General features: G+C 60.2%; 14 protein-coding genes and 1 pseudogene. 6 read left to right on the forward strand and 9 right to left on the reverse strand.

The genetic code is table 11. From position 1 onward, the window contains the following. Nucleotides 1-97: 97 nt before the first annotated feature. A complete protein-coding gene (locus tag C2E19_RS13255; protein WP_129392831.1) occupies nucleotides 98-583 on the reverse strand; it encodes a flavin reductase family protein in 486 nt (161 codons plus the stop codon). Nucleotides 584-906: 323 nt separating this feature from the next. On the opposite strand from C2E19_RS13255, the gene C2E19_RS13260 reads away from it, so the two are divergent. Both C2E19_RS13260 and C2E19_RS13265 read left to right on the forward strand, forming a co-directional pair. Continuing rightward, nucleotides 907-2,313, forward strand: a complete 1,407-nt coding sequence (locus C2E19_RS13260) for a cytosine permease (RefSeq protein WP_129392833.1) — start codon at nucleotides 907-909, stop codon at nucleotides 2,311-2,313. 359 nt (nucleotides 2,314-2,672) lie between these two features. Beyond that, on the forward strand, nucleotides 2,673-3,773 hold the full coding sequence (locus tag C2E19_RS13265; protein ID WP_129392836.1) for a polyamine ABC transporter substrate-binding protein: 1,101 nt from the start codon (nucleotides 2,673-2,675) through the stop codon (nucleotides 3,771-3,773). A gap of 103 nt (nucleotides 3,774-3,876) precedes the next feature. On the opposite strand, the gene C2E19_RS13270 is transcribed toward C2E19_RS13265, so the two are convergent. Further along, nucleotides 3,877-4,854, reverse strand: coding sequence for a TerC family protein (locus C2E19_RS13270; protein ID WP_129392839.1), 978 nt, complete (start codon nucleotides 4,852-4,854; stop codon nucleotides 3,877-3,879). Nucleotides 4,855-5,029: 175 nt separating this feature from the next. Between C2E19_RS13270 and C2E19_RS13275 the strand changes: the two genes are divergently transcribed. Next, nucleotides 5,030-5,974, forward strand: a complete 945-nt coding sequence (locus tag C2E19_RS13275) for a Dyp-type peroxidase (RefSeq protein ID WP_129392843.1) — start codon at nucleotides 5,030-5,032, stop codon at nucleotides 5,972-5,974. Between the two features lie 43 nt (nucleotides 5,975-6,017). Here the strand turns inward: C2E19_RS13275 and C2E19_RS13280 are convergent, their stop codons facing one another. After that, on the reverse strand, nucleotides 6,018-7,721 hold the full coding sequence (locus C2E19_RS13280) for an amidase (RefSeq protein WP_129392846.1): 1,704 nt from the start codon (nucleotides 7,719-7,721) through the stop codon (nucleotides 6,018-6,020). 137 nt (nucleotides 7,722-7,858) lie between these two features. Beyond that, nucleotides 7,859-8,647 (reverse strand): helix-turn-helix domain-containing protein, encoded by a 789-nt coding sequence (locus tag C2E19_RS13285; RefSeq protein ID WP_129392849.1) that lies wholly within the window; start codon nucleotides 8,645-8,647, stop codon nucleotides 7,859-7,861. Between the two features lie 84 nt (nucleotides 8,648-8,731). Between C2E19_RS13285 and C2E19_RS13290 the strand changes: the two genes are divergently transcribed. Beyond that, nucleotides 8,732-9,730, forward strand: a complete 999-nt coding sequence (locus C2E19_RS13290; protein ID WP_129392851.1) for a bile acid:sodium symporter family protein — start codon at nucleotides 8,732-8,734, stop codon at nucleotides 9,728-9,730. 130 nt (nucleotides 9,731-9,860) lie between these two features. On the opposite strand, the gene C2E19_RS13295 is transcribed toward C2E19_RS13290, so the two are convergent. From C2E19_RS13295 to C2E19_RS13305, 3 genes are all read right to left on the reverse strand, one after another. Further along, the gene (locus tag C2E19_RS13295) at nucleotides 9,861-10,358 is read right to left on the reverse strand and encodes a hypothetical protein (protein ID WP_256661301.1); all 498 of its coding nucleotides are present in this window, start codon (nucleotides 10,356-10,358) and stop codon (nucleotides 9,861-9,863) included. 553 nt (nucleotides 10,359-10,911) lie between these two features. Next, complete coding sequence (locus C2E19_RS13300) at nucleotides 10,912-12,084, reverse strand: cystathionine gamma-synthase (RefSeq protein WP_129392854.1); 1,173 nt, start codon at nucleotides 12,082-12,084, stop codon at nucleotides 10,912-10,914. Next, nucleotides 12,081-13,457: a pyridoxal-phosphate dependent enzyme gene (locus C2E19_RS13305; RefSeq protein ID WP_129392857.1), complete on the reverse strand. Its 1,377-nt coding sequence runs from the start codon at nucleotides 13,455-13,457 to the stop codon at nucleotides 12,081-12,083. The genes C2E19_RS13300 and C2E19_RS13305 overlap by 4 nt, the downstream gene beginning before the upstream one ends. Nucleotides 13,458-13,871: 414 nt before the next feature. Between C2E19_RS13305 and metE the strand changes: the two genes are divergently transcribed. Beyond that, nucleotides 13,872-16,160 carry a 5-methyltetrahydropteroyltriglutamate--homocysteine S-methyltransferase gene (gene metE / locus C2E19_RS13310; protein WP_129392859.1) on the forward strand — a complete coding sequence of 763 codons (2,289 nt, stop codon included), beginning with the start codon at nucleotides 13,872-13,874 and terminating at the stop codon, nucleotides 16,158-16,160. Nucleotides 16,161-16,395: 235 nt separating this feature from the next. Next, on the forward strand, nucleotides 16,396-16,947 hold the full coding sequence (locus C2E19_RS13315; RefSeq protein ID WP_129392862.1) for a GNAT family N-acetyltransferase: 552 nt from the start codon (nucleotides 16,396-16,398) through the stop codon (nucleotides 16,945-16,947). Here C2E19_RS13315 and C2E19_RS13320 read toward each other — a convergent pair. Further along, entirely contained in the window at nucleotides 16,886-17,650 is a 765-nt protein-coding gene (locus C2E19_RS13320; RefSeq protein ID WP_129392865.1) for an ABC transporter ATP-binding protein, read from the reverse strand. The genes C2E19_RS13315 and C2E19_RS13320 overlap by 62 nt on opposite strands. Beyond that, nucleotides 17,647-18,563 (reverse strand): annotated as a pseudogene (locus tag C2E19_RS13325) (FecCD family ABC transporter permease). Before C2E19_RS13325 ends, C2E19_RS13320 begins: the two are co-directional and overlap by 4 nt. Between the last annotated feature and the right edge of the window lie 4 nt (nucleotides 18,564-18,567).

Here is an 18,567-nt window from a genome sequence, read left to right on the forward strand (position 1 = left end):
GCTCGCGAAAGCGGTGTGTCATTCAACCCATCGTTGTCTGACACACCCTCTTCGCGAGCAGGCTCGCTCCCACAGGGTTACGTGTTGTTTTGGGGAATCAAGCAACGGCAGGCAGCGCACCCATCTTGCCGTGGCAATACACCAGCGGTCCGGCAACCTGCTCAGGCACGATCAGGTTTCTCACCGCGCCGACCATGATCGCGTGGTCGCCCCCTTCGTATTCGCGCCACAACTCGCACTCGATCACCGCCGTCGCATTGGCCAGGATCGGGTTGCCCAACTCGCTCAACGTCCACTCGATGCCCTGCGCCTTGTCCTTGCCTTTGCGCGCGAAGGCATAGGCTTCGCTTTGCTGTCCGCCGGACAAAACGTGAATGGCAAAGCGCTTGTTCTTGATCAGCACTGGATAGGAATCGGAGCTGTAGTTGGGGCAGAACAGCACCAGCGCCGGGTCCATCGACAGCGAACTGAACGCGCTGGCGGTCAGGCCGACGATCTGGCCGTCGTCATCCAGCGTGGTGATAACGGTGACGCCGGACGGGAACGAGCCCATGACTTGTTTATAGATGGCAGCATCGATCATTGGGTGGTCCTCGGGTGTTATGACTCGATTTTATGTGTTTGTAGGTCTGATGGTATACCGTAATACATTCTTTGCAAGAGATTTACAGTTGAGCCGATAAACGTGCTGCTTTCGTCGGAAAGTCAATGTTTACGGGGCTTTTGCCTAGTCAAAGGAGAGCGTGATCAGCGAGGATAGCGGATCAGATGGCGTGTAAACTGCCGGATCAGTCTTGTGCAAAGTCTGGAATACCATAATATGGTTCGCATCTGAGGGGCGGCCAGAGAGTCCCCCCGGTTTGGCTTCATACAACGATAAGAACAGACAAACTCGAGTTCATGCATATGTCCCAGATGTCCCGGCAAGATCCGTTGATCGAGAATCACACGGTCGATTACGTCCCACTCGCGGAACGCCACGGGAAGGCCCGCGACCTTTTCACCCTTTGGTTCAGCACCAACATTGCGCCACTGCCCATCGTCACCGGCGCCATGGTGGTTCAGGTGTTCCATCTCGATTTGCTCTGGGGCCTGCTGGCGATTGCGCTGGGGCACATGATCGGCGGGGTGGTGATTGCGCTGGCATCGGCACAAGGCCCGCGCATGGGCATTCCGCAGATGGTCCAGAGTCGCGGTCAGTTCGGTCGTTATGGTGCACTGTTGATCGTGTTTTTCGCGGCGATCATTTACATCGGCTTCTTCATTTCCAACATTGTCCTCGCGGGGAAATCCATCGTCGGCATTGCGCCGTCGGTGCCGGCGCCGTTGAGCATTCTGATCGGCGCATTGGCCGCCACGGCCATCGGCGTGATCGGCTACAACTTCATTCACACGCTGAACCGCATTGGCACCTCGGTGATGGGCAGCGCGTTGCTCGCCGGTTTCATCTACATCTTCGCCCATGACTTGCCGGCGGACTTCTTCACCCGTGGCAGTTTCAACCTGTCCGGCTGGCTGGCGACAGTGTCGCTGGGGATCATCTGGCAGATCAGTTTCTCGCCGTACGTCTCTGACTATTCGCGTTATCTGCCAGCCGACATCGGCATCGCCAAGCCGTTCTGGACGACCTATCTGGGCGCGACGCTGGGCACGATTCTGTCATTCAGCTTCGGCGCTGTTGCGGTGCTGGCGACGCCGGAAGGCACCGAAGCGATGGTTGCGGTCAAGCAGTCCACCGGATGGCTGGGGCCGATTCTGATGGTGTTGTTTCTGCTCAATATCATCAGCCACAACGCGTTGAATCTGTATGGTGCGGTGCTGTCGATCATCACCTCGATCCAGACATTCGCCAGCCAATGGACGCCGAACATCAAGGTGCGCGTGATGTTGTCGAGCGTGGTGCTGGCGGGCTGCTGCGTGGTGGCGCTCGGCGCCTCGGCGGACTTCATTTCCGAGTTCATCGGTTTGATTCTGGCGCTGTTGCTGGTGCTGGTGCCGTGGGCCTCGATCAACCTGATCGACTTCTACCTGATCAAGCGTGGCAACTACGACATCACCTCGATCTTCCGGGCTGACGGCGGGGTTTACGGGCGCTTCAATCTGCACGCGATCATTGCCTACTTCATCGGCATTATCGTGCAGCTACCATTCGCCAATACGTCGCTGTATGTCGGGCCTTACGCTAATCTGGTCGACGGCGCGGATCTGTCGTGGCTGGTGGGTCTGGTCGTCACCGTTCCGCTGTATTACTGCCTGGCGACACGCGGCCAGGTCCAGCAGAGCAGGGCGGCGAAACTGGAGTACGCAGACTGAGTCATCCCGCAGCTAAAACTGTGGCGAGGGGATTTATCCCCGTTCGGCTGCGCAGCAGTCGTGAAATCAGCGAATGCGTTTCTCCCCTGGGTTGAAGGGGGCCGCTTCGCAGCCCAACGGGGATAAATCCCCTCGCCACAAGTGATCTGCGGGATGCTCACGCATCCCGGTGGTCATTCATATTGGCCATATCGATCCCCTTTTGGCCCATTCCCCACTGTGATCCGTCTACGCTGTCGGCAAGAATCAAAACCACAACTAGACGCTGGATCTTTTTTGCCCTCGGCTACCCTTGCAGCCGCTGCCGTGTACAGAACATAAAAACCATCGAACTCACGCCGCATTCTGGGGAAACAACCATGGTCACGATGAAACGCATTCTGGGCGCCACCGTGTGTGGGCTGACGCTGCTGGCCAGCGCTGTCCAGGCCGAGCAACGCGAACTGCGCGTGTACAACTGGGCGGATTATATCCTGCCGGCCGTGCCCAAGGATTTCGCTGCGAAAAGCGGCATCAAAGTGACCTGGGACACCTTCGACACCAACGAATCCCTCGAAGCCAAATTGCTGACCGGCAACTCTGGATACGACCTCGTGGTGCCGTCGAACCAGTTCCTCGAAACGCAGATCAAGGCCGGCGTGTTCCAGAAACTCGACAAGTCCAAGCTGCCGAATTGGAGCCACCAGGATCCGGAGTTGTTGAAACTGCTGGGCAAGAACGATCCGGGCAACCAGTATGGCGTGCCTTACATGGTCGGCACCGTGCTGATCGGCTTCAACCCGGCCAAGGTCAAGGCGGCATTGGGCGATAACGCGCCGGTGGACAGCTGGGATCTGGTGTTCAAGCCGCAGAACATGGAAAAGCTCAAATCCTGCGGTGTAGCGATGCTCGATTCACCGACGGAAATCCTCCCGCTGGCCCTGCATTACCTCGGCCTCGACCCAAACAGCCAAAACCCCGCCGATTACGAAAAAGCCAAGGAGTTGATGCTCAAGGTTCGTCCTTACGTGACCTACTTCAACTCGGCCAAATACATGACCGATATCGCCAATGGCGACATCTGCGTGGCCATCGGTTACTCCGGCAGTTTCTATCAGTTCGGCAACCGCGCCAAAGAGGCGAAAAATGGTGTGGTCGTCGACTGGCGCTTGCCGAAGGAGGGCGCGCCGATCTGGTTCGACACCTTCGCGATTCCGAAGAGCGCGAAGAACGTCGAAGAGGCCCACGAATTCCTCAACACCCTGCTTGATCCAAAAGTCATCGCGCCGATCAGTGACTTCCTCGGATACCCGAATGCGAACAAGGATTCGATCCCGCTGATCAACAAAGAGATCACCGACAACCCGAACCTGACACCGACTCCCGAAGCGCTGAAAAACCTCTACGTCGTCCAGCCATTGCCGCAGAAACTCGAACGCGTACGCACCCGCGTCTGGACCAGCATCAAATCCGATAAATAACCTTCGTCCAGACGAAATCCCCCTGTAGGAGCTGACGCAGGCTGCGATCTTTTGATCTTGTTTTTAAAAATCAAAGTCAAAAGATCGCAGCCTGCGGCAGCTCCTACAGGGAGTGCGTGCGGTTCTCTTTGCGGGAGATGAGCAGGCTCAGCAGGACCGAGCCGAGAATCACCCCTCCCACCACCGCCAGCGACCACTCCACCGGCATGTGCAGCCACGGCATCAACACCATCTTGCCGCCGATAAACACCAGCACAATCGCCAGCCCATACTTGAGCAAATGAAAGCGGTCAGCCATGTCCGCCAGCAGGAAGTACAGCGCGCGTAAGCCCATGATCGCGAAGATATTCGAAGTGAAGACAATGAACGGATCGGTGGTGACGGCGAAGATCGCCGGGATGCTGTCGACCGCGAACATCAGGTCGCTGGCCTCGATCAGCACCAGCACCAGAAACATCGGCGTCGCCCAGCGCACGCCGTTTTGCAGGACGAAGAACCGCTCGCCATGAAAACCGCTGGTGATGCGCAAATGCCCACGCACCCAGCGCAGCAACGGATTCTTATCCAGATCCGGTTGCTGCTCGGCGAACACCAGCATCTTGATCCCGGTGACGATCAGGAACACACCGAACGCGTACAGCAGCCATTCGAACTGCGAGACCAGCCACACACCGGCAAAGATCATCACCGCGCGCATCACGATCGCCCCGAGCACACCGTACAGCAGCACCCGGCGCTGCAACTCCGGGGGCACGGCGAAGTAGCTGAAGATCATCACAAAGACGAACATGTTATCGATCGACAGCGATTGTTCGATCAGATAACCGGTGAGGAATTCGAGGGTTTTCTGTCGGGCGATTTCGCCGCCAAAGCTGCCGTTCAGATACCACCAGAGCAGGCCGGCAAAGCTCAGCGCCAGCAGGCACCAGGCAATGACCCAAGACAACGCTTCGCGCACTGACACGCGGTGCGCCTTGCGTCCGCCGAAGACAAACAGGTCCAATGCCAGCATGGCAAGAACGAAAACGATGAAGGCGCCCCACATCCACGGTTCGCCGATATTGATGTTCGTGGCTGGCATGTCACGCTCCCGGTCTTATTGGTTTAGAGTCAGACGAGGTCATGCTAGCGACGACGCTGCGGCAAAGAAAAATCGTTTATTTCTGCGCAACAGTTCGTTAAAAACGAAGTGTCGGGTGCGCGGCGGCGATTAGATCCTTTCTCGAACCTCTTTTTTTGGAGCGACTATTTCAGCGATGAGCAACGACCCTCTGGAACCTCAAGCAGTCGGCAGTCCGATCACCAGCAGTGCGATTTTCATCGTCGCAACGCTCAATGCCGGCCCCGACGCAGCGGAAAAAGTGAAGGGCTGGTGCGGCGATGTCGCCGGGCTGGTGCGCTCGGTGGGCAAGCGCGTACCGGCGGGCAACCTGACGTGTATCTGCGGTTTTTCTTCGAATGCCTGGGATCGCCTGTTCGGCAGTCCACGTCCGGCGTCATTGCACGGTTTTCGCGAGTTCGGCGTCGCAGGGCGCCACGCACCGGCCACACCGGGTGACTTGTTGCTGCACATCCGCGCCGATCAGATGGACCTGTGTTTTGAGCTGGCCACACAGATCATGGCCGTACTCGGCGATGCCGTGACGGTGGTCGACGAGGTTCAGGGGTTCCGCTATTTCGACATGCGCAGCATCATCGGTTTTGTCGACGGCACGGAAAACCCGGTCGGCCGCAAAGCGGTGAATTTCACCATCGTCGGTGATGAGGATGCGGACTTCAGCGGCGGCAGTTACGTGCTGGTGCAGAAGTATCTGCACAACATGACCGCGTGGAACGGTTTGAGTGTCGAGGCCCAAGAGCGAGTGATCGGGCGCACGAAGTTATCGGATATCGAACTGGGTGACGACGTCAAACCGAGCAATTCCCACAGTGCGCTGACCACGATCACTGACGCGGCGGGCGAGGAAGTGAAGATCCTGCGCGACAACATGCCGTTCGGTCGGCCGGGAGCGGGGGAGTTCGGCACGTTTTTCATCGGCTACGCGCGTTCGCCCGAACCGATGGAGCAGATGCTGGAAAACATGTTCGTCGGTAAGCCAGTGGGCAATTACGACAAGTTGCTGGATTTCAGCACCGCTGTTACCGGCAGCCTGTATTTCGTGCCGTCAGCCGATTTGCTGGAGGAGTTGGCGGATCGCTGACTGCAAACGGGGTCGGGACTGATCAACCCGACCCCGTTTTTGTTCAGGACAGCGGCGGCGTGCGCGGCGGCACCAAACGCTTGGAGCCTGTCGATTCAAACGCCGAGGCCAGACGCAGCAGCGTCGAATCGTCATAAGCGCGACCGGCGAAGGTCAATCCGGCCGGCATGCCGATGTCGGCCATGACGCCCATTGGCACCGTTACCGTCGGCACGCCGAGGTGACGGATCGCGAGGTTGCCGTTGGCGACCCAGACACCGTTGCTCCAGGCGATATCCGCCGATTGCGGATTAACATCGGCATCCGCCGGACCGACGTCGGCCACCGTCGGGAACAGTACGGCGTCGAGTTTCAGCGCATCCATCCAGTCTTCCAGATCGAGCTTGCGGGTCTTCTCCAGGCCGCGCAGACCGTCGGGCAATGTTGGAATCTGATCCCACGGCGTGATGCCACGCTCGGCCATGCGCACGTATTCATCCATGCCAGCGGCCAGATCACCTTCGCGGTTGGGCAGGGTGCCTGGGTCGTGCGGGAAGATTTTCGGCCCGTCGACATCGACCAGGCGATTGAGCTTTGGATCACCGTTGGCCCGCAGGAAATCATCGAAGGCCCAGGCCGACAGATCCCACAGTTCGTGGTGCAGGAATTCTTTGGAGACGATGCCGCGATTGAACACGGTCGGCGCGCCAGGACGGTCGCCTTCGCAATTGGAGACTAGCGGGAAATCGACTTCGATGACTTCGGCGCCGGCGGCTTCCAGGGCGGCGCGCGCCTGTTTCCACAGGTCGATCATTGATTCACGGGTGTTGATGCGTTGCCCGGTCGGGCCACCGATGCCCGGCTCTATGCTGGTGCCTGCGTCGGGGTCGGCGTTGATGTACATCTTCGGCACGCCCAGACGTTTGCCGGCCAGAGCGTCGGCCTTCACCGCCAGTTCCGCGTAGGAAGCAGGGCGCACGGACATCACGCTGGGGATCGGCACCCACGGTTGCAGGCGCCACAGATCGCCACGGGTGTCGGTGTCTTCAGCGACCACGACGTCGAGCACTTCGAGCAGATCAGCCATGGTCCGCGCATAAGGCACGACGACGTCCATGGTCGGCGTCAGCGGCCAGTTGCCGCGCACCGAAATCACGCCGCGCGAAGGCGTGTAGGCGCACAAACCGTTGTTCGACGCCGGGCCGCGACCGCTCGACCAGGTTTCTTCGGCCAGACCGAATGCGGCAAAACTCGCGGCCGTGGCGGTGCCGGCACCGTTGGACGAGCCGGAGGCAAAGGGTGCGGTCAGGTAATCGGCGTTATACGGACTTTCGGCGCGACCGTAGACGCCGCGCTGCATGCCGCCATTGGCCATCGGCGGCATGTTGGTCTTGCCCAGGCAGATCGCCCCGGCGGCGCGCAGGCGCTCGATGGTGAATGCATCGCGGTGCGCGACAAGATCGACAAATGCCGGGCTTCCGGACGCGGCGGTGAGGCCTTTGACCAGGTAGCTGTCCTTGGCGGTGTAGGGAATGCCATCGAGCGGACCGAGGGTTTCGCCTTTGGCGCGACGGTCGTCGGCGGCCTGCGCTTCTTGCAGTGCGTCGGGGTTACGCACGACCACCGCGTTGAGTGCGGTGGCGCTGTCCGCGCCATCGTAGGCATCGATTCGCGCCAGATAAGCCTGCACCAGCTCGACCGAAGTGGTCTGGCCGGATTGCAGCGCCGCGCGCAACTGGGCAATGGAAACTTCAGTGACTTCGATCATGTCATTACCGCCGTCAGGTTCTCAAAAGGGTTGTTCATCATTGTTATTGTGAAGCGTGCAGAAAGATTTTCGATGGACGTAACTCTACCTTGAACTTCGAGCAAAGGCTCGCGCAAGTTCGATAATTATCGGGTTATTCAGCGGAAAAATTCCCCCGGTGTCTCTCCGAACTGCTGGCGGAATGCTGAAATGAACGCCGAGGTCGAGTCATATCCGCAGGCCAATGCCACGTCGGTAACGCGTTCGCCGCGCTCCAGCGGTGTCAGTGCGCCGAGCAAGCGCAAGCGTTGCCGCCAGGCGCGGAAGGTCAAGCCGGTGTCGCGCAGAAACAGCCGCGTGAGGGTTTTCTCGGTGACGCCGAATTTTTCGCTCCAGTGACTCAGCGTGGTCTGCTGTTCCGGATGCTGCTCCAGGCTCTGGTAGATCTGCTTCAGGCGGGCGTCTTGTGGCAGCGGCAGCATCAGGTCGATCGGCGGGGCTTCGGCGAGTTGATCGAGGATCACCTGCGCGAGCCGCCCGTGTGCGCCGCTCTGGTCGTACTCCACCGGCACCTGACTGAAGGCGCGGATCAGTTCCCTGAGCAAATCGCTGACCCCGAGCACATGGCAACGCTCGGCGGCCCAACCGGCGACGCTGCAATCGATGTACAGACTACGCATCTCGGTGTGCGGCGAACTGAACACCCGATGCGGCACACCCGCCGGAATCCACACCGCGCGCTCCGGCGGCGCGACGAAGCGGCCGGCGCTGGTCTGCACTTCGAGCACACCCTGAATCGCGTACGACAATTGCACCCACGGGTGACTATGACGACGGGTCAACGCACGATTAGGCAGTGATTCGGTGCGCCCGTACAACGGACGCGGCAGGCTGGGCAGCCCGGGAATGCTGCGTCTGACGCTTTTGTCGTGTCCTTTTGGCGGCATCTGGAGGATCTTCGGCGTTAGTCGGTAATTTGCACTCACGTTAAAGTCGCTGTCACGTACTGGCAACCCCCGGATGAGCAAACCATGACGCGCCCAAGATTCCTGCCCGACAACTTCACCATGACCCTGATCGGCGTCGTGCTGCTCGCCAGCTTCCTGCCGGCCAGCGGCCAGGTCGCGGTCGGCTTCGGCTGGCTGACCAACCTCGCCATCGCGCTGCTGTTTTTCCTGCACGGGGCCAAACTCTCTCGCGAGTCGATCATCGCCGGTGCCGGTCACTGGCGCCTGCACTTGCTGGTGTTCGGCCTGACCTTTGTGTTGTTCCCGATTCTGGGGTTAGCGTTGAAACCGCTGTTGTCACCGCTGGTCGGCGACAAGCTGTACATGGGCATGCTCTACCTCTGCGCATTGCCGGCCACGGTGCAATCAGCAATTGCCTTTACTTCGCTGGCGCGGGGCAATATTCCGGCGGCGATTTGCAGCGCAGCGGCGTCGAGCCTGTTCGGCATATTCCTCACGCCATTGCTGGTGACACTGTTGCTCAACGTTCACGGTGATGGCGGTTCGACGCTGGACGCGATCCTGAAAATCAGCGTGCAATTGCTCCTGCCATTCGTTGCCGGGCAGATCGCCCGCCGCTGGATCGGCGCATGGGTGGGGCGCAACAAGAACTGGCTGAAGTTCGTCGATCAGGGTTCGATTCTGTTGGTGGTTTACGGCGCGTTCAGCGAGGCGGTCAACGAAGGCATCTGGCATCAGATTCCGGTCGTCGATCTGCTCGGGCTGGTGGTGGTTTGCTGCATCCTGCTGGCGCTGGTGTTGTTGGCATCGACGCTGCTGGGCAAGGCCTTCGGCTTCAGTCAGGAAGACCGCATCACCATTCTGTTCTGTGGCTCGAAAAAGAGCCTGGCCACCGGTGTACCGATGGCGCAGGTGTTGTTTGCCGGCAGCACCATTGGCGTGTTGATTCTGCCGTTGATGCTGTTCCATCAGATTCAATTGATGGTCTGCGCGGTGCTGGCCCAGCGTTATGCGAAACGCCCGGAATCAGTGCCCGACCTGATGGCACAAGTCGACCCATAAAATCCCCCCTGTAGGAGCTGCCGCAGGCTGCGATCTTTTGATCTTGTTTTTAACAGACAAGATCAAAAGATCGCAGCCTCGTTGCACTCGACAGCTCCTACAGGGATGCCGTTCCCCGCAAGAGAAGGGGTTATTGAGGGCTGTTGAACTGGTCGGAATAACTGCCGGTCATCAGCGCCGAAGCGACCCGATCAGAGCCGACACCGACACGGGAATAGGCAAATCGATTGATGCCCGTACGATCAGCGCCATCGGCTGCCAGGGCGCCGGCACCGACACCGACATGATCAGCCCCGTCAGAAGCCACAGCGCCTGCGCCGACGTGATCGGAACCGTCTGAAGCTACCGCGCCGGCACCGACATGATCTGAACCGTCAGAAGCCACCGCGCCTGCGCCGACATGATCGGAACCGTCTGAAGCTACCGCACTGGCGCCGACATGATCAGCACCGTCTGAAGCCACCGCACCGGCACCGACATGATCGGAACCGTCGGAAGCCACCGCGCCGGCACCGACATGATCAGAACCATCAGAAGCCACCGCCTGAGGCTGCGCCGCCCATGCCCCAGGCACTACAACCGCAGCCGCAACCGCCAGAACCACGCCTGACAAAAGCCTGTATTTCATGATTTTCTCCACGACCCGGCAGCCACAAAGCGTTAACGCATCGTCCGCCGTACGATGACTGGCGCTACGACTCATTGGCTCGGGTTGATCTGGTTGGCGAAAGGCACGAGCGCACCGTCAGGCGCACGGGTGTCGACGTAATAAGTATCGAACTGAATCAGTATAGATCGCTGAACCGTTACGGCATGGCGGGGGGATCGACGGGCGTTAGGCGTTTCGTTTCCTTCACCTGGCGGGCAAAGGCGAAATCAATCTAAAAATGCCAGTCTGGGCGAGCGAGCCTTTGCTAGGCTCAAAGGTGTAGGCGAAGACGCAGACTGATGCGCAATCGGATAGCAAGGGGGCGTGGGGCGCGCTCCGAAGGGTACACGGTTAGAAAGATCTCCGCGCTGAGATCCAGCCCTTATGCCGTGTGAAGCAGCCGAGGCCGTACCTTTTCAATTTGGCCCGGTACTGTGGGAGGCCCGATAAACCTTGTAAGCCAGAGACCAGCACTGGCCGCCTACTCGAACTCCAAAGCCCGCTTCCTGCGGGCTTTGTCGTTCTCGCCAGGTCAGATCGACCGCAGCGCCTGCGCCAGATCGGCGCGCAGGTCTTCGACATCCTCGACCCCCACCGACAGGCGCACCAGCCCATCACCGATGCCGAGTTTCGCGCGGGTGTCCGCCGGGATGGTCGCGTGAGTCATGATCGCCGGGTGCTCGATCAGGCTCTCGACGCCACCGAGGCTTTCCGCCAAGGCAAAGATCTTCACGTTCTCGAGGAAGCGTCGCGCGCCGGCCAGATCGCTGTTCAGATCCACCGAGATCATGCCGCCGAAACCACGCATCTGGCGCTTGGCCAAGGCGTGTTGCGGGTGCGATTCCAGTCCTGGGTAATAGACCCGTTTGACCTGCGGCTGCTGCTCCAGCCACTGCGCCAGATCCAGTGCGTTGCTGCAATGACGCTCCATGCGCAGCGCCAGGGTTTTCACCCCGCGCAGGGTCAGAAACGCATCGAACGGACCGGCGATGGCGCCGACTGCGTTCTGCAAAAAGCCGAGCTTCTCGGCCAGCTCAGCGTTCTGGCCAACCACGGCAATACCGCCGATCACATCGGAGTGGCCGTTCAGGTACTTGGTGGTCGAGTGCAGGACGATGTCGAAACCCAGCTCCAGCGGGCGCTGGATATACGGGCTGGCAAAGGTATTGTCAGCCACCGAGATGATCCCGCGTGCCCGGCAGATACGGGCGATGGCCGCCAGGTCTGACAGGCTCAGCAGCGGGTTGGTCGGCGTTTCGACCATGACCATGCGCGTGTCGTCCTGCAACGAGGCTTCGAACGCCGACAGATCCGTCAGATCGACAAAGCTGAAACGGTGCCCGGCACTGCGCTGACGCACCTTGTCGAACAGGCGGAATGTGCCGCCGTACAGATCGTTGCCAGAGACAATGTGCGAACCGGCATCGAGCAATTCCAGCACGGTCGAAATCGTCGCCAGCCCCGAGGCGAACGCGAAGGCCTGCGTGCCGCCTTCGAGATCGGCAACGCAGCGCTCGAGGGCAAAACGCGTCGGGTTGTGCGAGCGCCCGTAATCGAAACCCTTGTGCACGCCGGGGCTGTCTTGCAGATAGGTGGAGTTGGCGTAGATCGGCGGCATCAGTGCGCCGGTGGTCGGGTCCGGCGCCTGCCCGGCGTGGATCACCCGGGTCGCGAAGCCTTGGGATTTATCGTCGTGCTGACTCATGCGAGGGATCTCCGTAATTGGTTGAGCATGTCGGTGCGGGTGATCAGACCGTGGAAGCCTGAGGCGTCGGCAATGATCGCGACGAGGCCACGGCTGAGCACCGCTTCGAGTTCGGCAAGCGTAGCGCCGGGGGCGAGGGTTTGCAGTTTGTCAGTCATCACGCTGGAGACCGATTGACTGAAGCGCGCGGCATCTTCGTGCACCGGCAGGAGGATGTCGGATTCGTCGATCACGCCGACCAGTTGCTTGCCTTCCACCAGCACTGGCAGTTGCGAAACATCCGCCAGGCGCATGCGCTGGAACGCGGTCAGCAGGGTGTCGTCAGGGCCGACGCTGATGACGCGGCCATCTTCGAAACGCCGAGCGATCAAGTCACGTAAATCGCCGTAACCCTTGCGCTGCAACAGGCCCTGATCGGTCATCCACTGGTCGTTGTAGACCTTCGACAGATAACGCGTACCGGTGTCGCAAACGAAGCTGACCACGCGTTTCGGCTCGGTCTGTTCGCGGCAATAACGTAGCGCGGCGGCGAGCAGGGTGCCGGTCGAGGAACCACCCAGAATGCCTTCGGCCTTGAGCAACTGGCGGGCGTGAGAGAAGCTTTCCTCGTCGCTGATCGAGTAGGCGTGACGCACGCTGGAGAGATCGGTAATCGACGGAATGAAGTCCTCGCCAATGCCTTCCACCGCCCATGAACCGGGCGTCGGCATCGTGCCGTCACGGCTGTATTGCGCCATGACCGAGCCGATCGGATCGGCGAGGACCATTTCCAGATCCGGTTGCACCCGCTTGAAGAAGCGACTCAGGCCGGTCAGCGTCCCCGCCGAACCGACACCGACGACGATGGCGTCCAGATCATGTTCGGTCTGTGCCCAGATTTCCGGCGCGGTGCTGCATTCGTGGGCCAGTGGGTTGGCCGGGTTGTTGAACTGGTCGGCGAAGAATGCGCCGGGAATGTCTTTCGCCAAACGGGCGGCGACGTCCTGATAATACTCGGGATGGCCCTTGCCGACGTCGGAGCGGGTGATGTGCACCTCGGCGCCCATGGCCTTCAGGTGCAGGACTTTTTCGGTAGACATTTTGTCCGGCACCACCAGCACCACACGATAGCCTTTGGCGCGGCCAACCAGTGCCAGACCGAGGCCGGTGTTGCCGGCAGTGGCCTCGACGATGGTGCCGCCGGGTTGCAGGCGACCATCGCGTTCAGCCGCATCGATCATCGCCAGACCGATACGATCCTTGATCGAACCGCCGGGGTTCTGCGATTCGAGTTTGAGAAACAGTGTGCACAGACCAGTGTCGAAGCGGGTGACTTGCACTAGCGGAGTATTGCCGATCAGCCCAAGTACGGCAGGGCGTGATTCCTTAGACATTTCTTCACCTCTTTGTGGTGTTGATCGCGTTCCATTCGCGGGGAAAAGACTCGCGTGCAACATAGGCTCAGACAGGGACTGTCGCAACCATTAGTCCGTTGGAAATACTGCCATTTCGATCTAACCATAGATCGAAATCGGAGGCCGCGACGGCAAGATTTTCGTGGGTTTACAGGGAGGCGCCATCGAGTATTCAAAGGGCGTCGTCAGCGCCACGCAGCGCTTGATCTGCGCAGCTATATCCTGCAGGGAAACCGCTCGGTCATTCTGTTATCGCAACAGTGCCAAAGCGTTTTCCAGTGATTGCTGTGATCATGAGTAGAACTCGTGATCATCAAGATTAAAATGAGTTTGTCTCAATCTTGACCGCTGTCGACAATGGCCGCCATCAACAAGACATTGGAGTTGTTTGTTATGGCACTGGCCCATTCCCTTGGATTTCCGCGCATCGGTCGCGACCGCGAACTGAAGAAAGCGCAAGAGGCGTTCTGGAAAGGAGAACTGAACGAGGCAGGCCTGCGTGAATTGGGTCGCGAGCTGCGCAAGGCGCACTGGGACTTGCAGAAAAACGCCGGGATTGAACTGCTGCCAGTCGGCGATTTCGCCTGGTACGACCAGGTGCTGACGCACTCGCTGATGTTCGGGGTGATCCCTGAGCGTTTCCGTCCGCACGATGGCAAAGCCAGTCTGCAAACCCTGTTCGGCATGGCGCGTGGCGTCAGCGACAGCTGCTGCGGCGGTGCCCATGCCCAGGAAATGACCAAGTGGTTCGACACCAACTACCACTATCTGGTCCCGGAATTCAGCGCTGATCAACAGTTCCAGCTGGGTTGGGAGCAGTTGTTCGAAGAAGTCGAGGAAGCCCGTGCGCTGGGCCACAACGTCAAGCCAGTGATCATCGGCCCGCTGACGTACCTGTGGCTGGGCAAGGCCAAGGGCGCCGAGTTCGACAAGCTGGAACTGCTCGATCGTCTGCTGCCGCTGTACGGCCAGATTTTCTCGCGTCTTGCCGCTCAAGGTGTCGAGTGGGTGCAGATCGACGAGCCGATTCTGGTGCTCGACCTGCCACAGGAATGGAAAAACGCTTTCGAGCGTGCCTACAACCAGATCCAGCGCGATCCGCTGAAGAAGCTGGTGGCTACCTACTTTGGTGGCCTGGAAGAAAACCTTGGTCTAGCGGCCAATCTGCCCGTCGACGGTTTGCACATCGATCTGGTGCGCGCACCGGAGCAGTACCCGACCATTCTTGATCGTCTGCCGGCTTATAAAGTGTTATCGCTGGGTGTGGTCAACGGCCGTAACGTCTGGCGCTGCGATCTGGAAAATGCCTTGGCGACGTTGCAGCATGCGCATGAGCGTCTGGGTGATCGCCTGTGGGTCGCGCCGTCCTGCTCGCTGCTGCACAGCCCGGTGGATCTCGGTCGTGAAGACAAGCTCGATGCCGAGCTGAAAAGCTGGCTGGCCTTCGCCGTGCAGAAGTGTGAGGAAGTGGCTGTGCTGGCTCAGGCCGTCAACCAGCCCGAAGCGCCGAAAGTCCTGCGTGCCCTGACCGAAAGCCGTTCGGTGCAGGCCGCCCGTGCCGCCTCGCCACGCATTCACAAACCGGCGGTGCAAGCGCGTGTCGCGGCGATAACCGCCAAGGACAGTCAGCGTCAATCGCTGTTCGCCCAGCGTATCGCCAGGCAGCGCGCGGGTCTCGATTTGCCGCTGTTCCCGACGACCACCATCGGCTCGTTCCCGCAGACCGCGTCGATCCGCCTGGCGCGCCAGTCGTTCAAGCAAGGCAAGCTGACCCTGGCCGAATACACCGAAGCCATGCACAGCGAAATCCGCCATGCAGTGGAAATCCAGGAGCGTCTGGGCCTCGACGTGCTGGTCCACGGTGAAGCCGAGCGAAATGACATGGTCGAGTACTTCGCCGAGCAACTCGACGGCTATGTGTTCACGCGTTTTGGCTGGGTGCAGAGTTACGGTTCGCGCTGCGTCAAACCGGCGGTGATCTTCGGCGACCTCAGCCGTCCGAAAGCCATGACCGTGGAGTGGATTCGCTACGCTCAGGGCCTGACCGCCAAGGTCATGAAAGGCATGCTGACCGGTCCGGTGACCATGCTGATGTGGTCGTTCCCGCGTGAAGACGTCAGCCGTGAAGTGCAGGCGCGACAACTGGCGCTGGCGATCCGTGACGAAGTGGTTGATCTGGAAGCTGCCGGCATCAAGATCGTGCAGATCGACGAAGCGGCGTTCCGTGAAGGTCTGCCGTTGCGTCAGGCCCAGTGGCAGCACTATCTGGACTGGGCGACCGAGGTATTCCGCTTGTGCGCTTCCGGTGTGCGTGACGAAACGCAGATCCATACACACATGTGCTACAGCGAGTTCAACGACGTCATCGAGTCCATTGCGGCAATGGATGCCGACGTGATCACCATCGAAACCTCGCGTTCCGACATGGAACTGCTAGACGCTTTCGAAGCCTTCGCCTACCCGAACGAAATCGGCCCGGGCGTCTACGACATCCACTCGCCACGTATTCCGGATGCTGCGGAAATGGCCAACCTGCTGCGCAAGGCCGCCAAGCGCATTCCCGCTGAACGGCTGTGGGTCAACCCGGATTGCGGCCTGAAAACCCGTGGCTGGCCGGAAACCGAAGCAGCGCTGGTGCACATGGTCACCGCCGCCCGCCAGCTGCGCAAAGAACTGGCCTGACAACAAACCGGAGCATTGCTCCGGTTTTCTCATTCCAACGACAACCCCTGTGGGAGTGAGCCTGCTCGCGAAAGCAATCAGGCAGTCACAGCCTGATTGTCTGATGTACCGCATTCGCGAGCAGGCTCGCTCCCACAGGGTTTTGTGCATGGCATTCGGATTGGGGATTTCTGATAGCGTCGACCGGTAGCGAGTTGTTAATGTGTCCAGCCGCAGTTCAGGTGTTTGCCGTTACATGAATCATCAACCAACCATTCAGGCCGTGACCGACGCCGACATTCCTGAAGTTCTTGATTTTGTGCTGAAGGCTCGCGCCGAGCTGTTTCCCAAGCTCAGCGCGACCGGCATGCCTGATGATCTGGCGCGGTTCACCGAGGTTTATCTGCGTGGGGCAGGGCGCTTTCTGATCGCTCGCCACGAAGGACAGATCGTTGCCTCCATCGGCTATCTCGCCTACGACCGGCGCTTCCCGCACTTGCCCTATCCGGACCTTGAAGTGGTGGAAATCGTCCGTCTGTTTGTCCTGCCATCGCAGCGCCGCTCAGGGTTGGCCGGTGCGTTATATCGATCACTCAAGGATCTGGCACTCGCCAACGAAGCAGACGTGATTTACCTGCACACCCATCCGTTTCTGCCGGGCGCCATCGCGTTCTGGCAGCGCCAAGGTTTCGAGATCATTGATGTCGACGCTGACCCGGTCTGGCAGACAACGCACATGCACAACGTCATGCGTGAAAACGCAGAATCTGTGCCCCATCAAACGGGTCCGTCAGGTAATGCGCTCTGACCCCGAATGTTTCCTGTAACCGCTGTGGTGTCAGCACCTCCAGCGGCTCGCCCAACGCCACTAGCCGCCCGCGCTCCAGTACCGCCAGACGATCGCATTTCAACGCCTGATTAAGATCATGGAGGGCGATCAACGTGGTCACCGGCAACGCCTGCACCACGTTGAGAATGGTCAGTTGGTGCTGAATGTCGAGATGATTGGCCGGCTCGTCCAACAGTAGAATTTGCGGTCGCTGCGCCAACGCCCGGGCGATGTGCACTCGCTGCCGTTCACCGCCCGACAGGCTGCGCCAAAGACGATTGCGCAGGTGAGTCGCGTCAACGTCGGTCAACGCTTGCCGGACGATGGCGTCGTCGGCATGCGACCACGGTTGCAACGCCGAAAGCCACGGCGTGCGGCCCAGTGCAACGGCGTCGAACACGCGAATGCCGTCGTCGGTGTCGGCCTGCTGTTCCACCACCGCGAGTTTTTGCGCGATGCTGCGACGGTGCATTTTGCCGAGGTGCTGACCTTCCAGCAGCACCTCGCCAGCGCTCGGTTCACGCAATCCGGCGAGCAGTTTCAGCAAGGTCGATTTGCCCGAGCCATTTGGCCCGACGATGCCGAGGGTTTCACCGCGCGTGACCTCCAGGCTGACGCCGTTGAGCAGCTCGGCGCCGCGCACCCTGAACGTCAAGCCTGAGCAACTGAGGACGTTGCTCATCGCGCCGATCTCCGGCCAATCAGAATCAAGGCAAACACCGGCGCACCGACCAGCGCGGTAATCACCCCGACCGGGATCACCTGGCCCTTGATCAACGTGCGCGACAACACGTCAGCGGCAATCAGAAACACCGCGCCGCCCAGCGCACTGGCAGGCAGCAGACGGGCATGCCCGGTGCCGAGCAACCGATCAGCAGAATCTGCACTCGGCGTACCGGGATGCCGAGCGACGCCGCCGAATCCGCGCCAAAGGTAAATGCATCCAGCGCCCGCCGATGCCACAGGCACACCAGCAAACCCGCGATGGCCACCGGCACCGCCAGCGACACCGATGGCCAGCGCACGCCGCCAAGATTACCCAGCAACCAGAACATGATCCCGCGCGCCTGTTCGGAACTCGCCGAGCGGGTAATCAGAAATGCCGTCAGCGCATTGAACAATTGCGAGCCGGCGATGCCGGCGAGAATGATCTGCCCGGTGCCGCTGGCCGAACCGCTGACGCGCGCCAACAGAATCACCAGCACGAAGGCGGTCACCGCCCCGGCAAAGGCGCCGACGGACAATGAGATGACCCCGGCACCGACGCCGAGCAACGCGACCATCACCGCGCCGGTCGAGGCGCCAGCGGAGATTCCCAACAGATAAGGATCGGCCAACGCGTTGCGCAGCAGCGATTGCAGAATCACCCCGCACGTCGCCAGACCGGCACCGCAGGCAGCGGCGACCAGTGCGCGGGTCAGGCGGTAGTCCCAGACGATGCCTTCATCAATGGGGTCGAGCACATAACCGGCCCCCCACAACTTATTGGCCAATACTTGCAGGACCACGCCCGGTTCAATCGAAGTTTCACCGATGGCCACGCCAGCCACCACGGCCATCAACAATGTCGCCAGGGCCAACAACGAGCGGATCAGGCTT

The sequence above is a fragment of the Pseudomonas sp. DTU12.3 genome (genome assembly GCF_004124275.1).
Lineage (GTDB): Bacteria > Pseudomonadota > Gammaproteobacteria > Pseudomonadales > Pseudomonadaceae > Aquipseudomonas > Aquipseudomonas helmanticensis.